General features: G+C 43.1%; 1 protein-coding gene and 2 pseudogenes. 1 reads left to right on the forward strand and 2 read right to left on the reverse strand.

All coding sequences use genetic code 11. The features are described from left to right. Positions 1–266: 266 nt before the first annotated feature. Positions 267–2,603 carry a bifunctional diguanylate cyclase/phosphodiesterase gene (locus tag KIV40_RS18185; RefSeq protein WP_134977917.1) on the forward strand — a complete coding sequence of 779 codons (2,337 nt, stop codon included), beginning with the start codon at positions 267–269 and terminating at the stop codon, positions 2,601–2,603. An 82-nt stretch (positions 2,604–2,685) separates the two neighbouring features. Here KIV40_RS18185 and KIV40_RS18190 read toward each other — a convergent pair. Together KIV40_RS18190 and KIV40_RS35605 are read right to left on the reverse strand one after the other, a co-directional pair. After that, positions 2,686–2,793: pseudogene (locus KIV40_RS18190) on the reverse strand (IS5/IS1182 family transposase); the annotation flags it as partial. A 3-nt stretch (positions 2,794–2,796) separates the two neighbouring features. Then, a pseudogene (locus KIV40_RS35605) lies at positions 2,797–2,895 on the reverse strand (IS5/IS1182 family transposase); the annotation flags it as partial.

The following is a 2,895-nucleotide window of genomic DNA, read 5'->3' on the forward strand; positions in this document are numbered from 1 at the left end:
CTCAATGAGTATCAAATTAATTAGCGTGTTTTCAACTGGAACAATCTGTTCAAATTATGAGACTGTGGTACCTATGAACATGAAAAAACCTCTCACGACATCACAAATATCGGAAACCTCACTGACTTTCGAAAAACACACCCTTACAATTTCTTCGAGTACAAGGAAAGTATCATCATCCGTTCGATACCTTAGGTGAGAACCAACTGGTAAAAACCATTAGGTTAGAAGCGTTTGTAAGGACACAAACGGAAAGTAAGAAATACATGAAATTAAGCAACAGAGTCGTTTTGCTTGTCGCCCCTGTCATTCTAATTAGCGCGCTGGTGTCGAGTTACATCATCTATAGCATTCAAAAAGTCACGCTAATCAAAAGGGAAGACAGCTATATCCAGCTACAAATGGAAAAGCTAGCTGGTCAGTTTCGCCAAGCCAATATTTTTCTTAACAGCTATGCCTACACCTTGAGTAAAAGCGAGGTGCTGCAAGATTATTTTGTGAATCATGATAACCGCTATCGTGAGAGGCAACTATTCAAACGTTTAGATGAAACCATCGAGGTACTCAGTCACGGGTATCGAGGGGATGCAAATATGGCGATCCTCGACGGTAGGCAAGACCTCCTCTACTACACCGAAAATCAATATTACGAATCAAACGGTCGAGTCGACCCCAAGATCCTTGAGTATGTCGACAAAAGCTTTAAAACCAATGGAGACGTAAGCCATACCGGCTTTATTTACAACAGCAGCGGACAGAGCATTCTATTGCAATACGAGCTGTTTGATAAACGTACCGGGGAGCATCCTTTAAGCTTCGACCCACAGAATGTTTTCTTTGTTATCGTGTCTGTCTCACTCGAAGCGTTTAATGACATCAAGCATGAGATTGAGTTTGATACGCACAGCGTGATTACGTTTTCAGAAAAACCGATTATCTTAGATATTCCCCTTGCTCAAACCATCCAGTTTCTGCCTCACTTCTATGCCATTTTATCGCCAGCAGAATATCTGATGTGGAATAAGGTCGATAAGGTCTGGTTAGAGCTGGCATTGTCATTTGGTATCGCATCTTTTTGTACCATTACTTTAATTGTCTTAGTCCTGTACCGCTATGTTCTGAGTCCAGTCTCTAGGCTAGACAAACAGCTGAGAGAAATTGAAGCCAACAAACGCGCTAATATTGAAAAGCTCGATACTGATGATGAGATTGGGCGCCTTTCTTCCCGCTTCTTTGATATGTACGAAGAGCTGAACAACGTCTACCACAAAACTAAGCGTTTAGCGGAAACTGATCACTTAACTCAACTGGCTAATCGCCACCGCTTCCATGAGCTTGCAAGCCAAGAGCTGGCAGAACCCTCAGAGCAGCTTTGGGTGATTTATATCGACCTAGATAACTTTAAATACGTCAACGACAAATACGGTCACGAATTGGGTGACAAGTTGTTGCAGGTCTTCTCCAAACACATCAGAAATGCATGCCAAAAGTTCACTCAGCAATACAATAGCCCATGTTTCGGGGCACGTTTATCCGGTGATGAATTTGCAATCCTACTCAGCTCAAATCAAGAAAACAGCGAATTACCCGATCTGTTTGCCGCGGAGTTACTCAAGCCAATTAATAACTTGACTCAGTCAGCAAAAAACTCGTTTCCGGTGACAGCCAGCGTGGGTATCGCTCAATATCCAAGAGATGGTGGTGATATCGCTAAGCTCTTGTCTAGTGCAGACGCGGCAATGTACCAAGCTAAGCGCGCGGGTAAAAACCAATACGCTTATTACTCTGCAGCGCTCAATATCGAGGCTCAACGTCGTAGCCAAATTGAACGCGCATTGCGCAAGGCCAACGTTGAAGAAGAGTTTCGACTTGTTTTCCAACCATACATGAACAGTAATGCCAACGAGATAGAAGGCTTGGAAGTCCTATTACGTTGGGAAGCTGAAGGGATCGGCTCAGTACCACCAAACGAGTTCATCCCTATTGCTGAACAAACTGGTTTGTTCGAAAAGATTGACCGCTGGGTATTCGCGAATGCTATGGCAGAATACCATCAGCTGAAAAGCATCTTTGGGAAAGACATTATTTTGTCTATCAACCTATCGTCTGCGGAACTGAACTCGCTGTCGATGGCAGAATTCATCCATGAAAAAGCCACACAGAATGGTGTGCCTACGCGCTGTATTGAGCTAGAAATTACCGAAACTTTCGCGTCTGACAAGCAAGGTACTGCCCTACTCGATGAGTTATCGAAGCTGGGTTACAAACTGGCAATAGACGACTTTGGATCTGGTTATACTTCTTTGACACAACTAGTGCAGTACCCAGTACAGAAAATCAAATTTGACCGAGAGTTCTTGTTGACCTTAATGAACACCGATAATGGTCATGTCATTAAACCAATTATAGAGCTGTGCCACGCACAGAATAAGAAAGTGACGGCAGAAGGCATTGAGCATAACGTCATGCACGAATGGCTTTCATCTTACCGCTGTGACTTTATGCAGGGTTATTTATTTGGTAAGCCGATGAACAAAGAACAGCTCGGCCATTGGTGGAAGTCCGCTAATGATCAGCCATTTAAAAGCACACATATCGCTTAATAGGTAAAACATACCGCAAACGAAAAGCGGCTTTGTTGCTTAATTAAGTGAGAAGACATGGCTGCCCCATGTTGAACAATACTTAAACAATATACTGAGTTTCTGGCATACCAAGCCCTGTAATTTTATTCAACGCTTTGATCATAGCGTAAGTCTCGCCAACCTGAGCGTTGTAATTTCTTAGGCTTAGAGCCTATCCCAAAAGGGATTTATTCCAAACAATGAGGCCACAAGCAAAATGCAACATGGCCTCGTAGTTTTCGATTTTCTTCTCCCAACGAACAAGCAATCT

The organism is Vibrio sp. D173a (genome assembly GCF_030248475.1).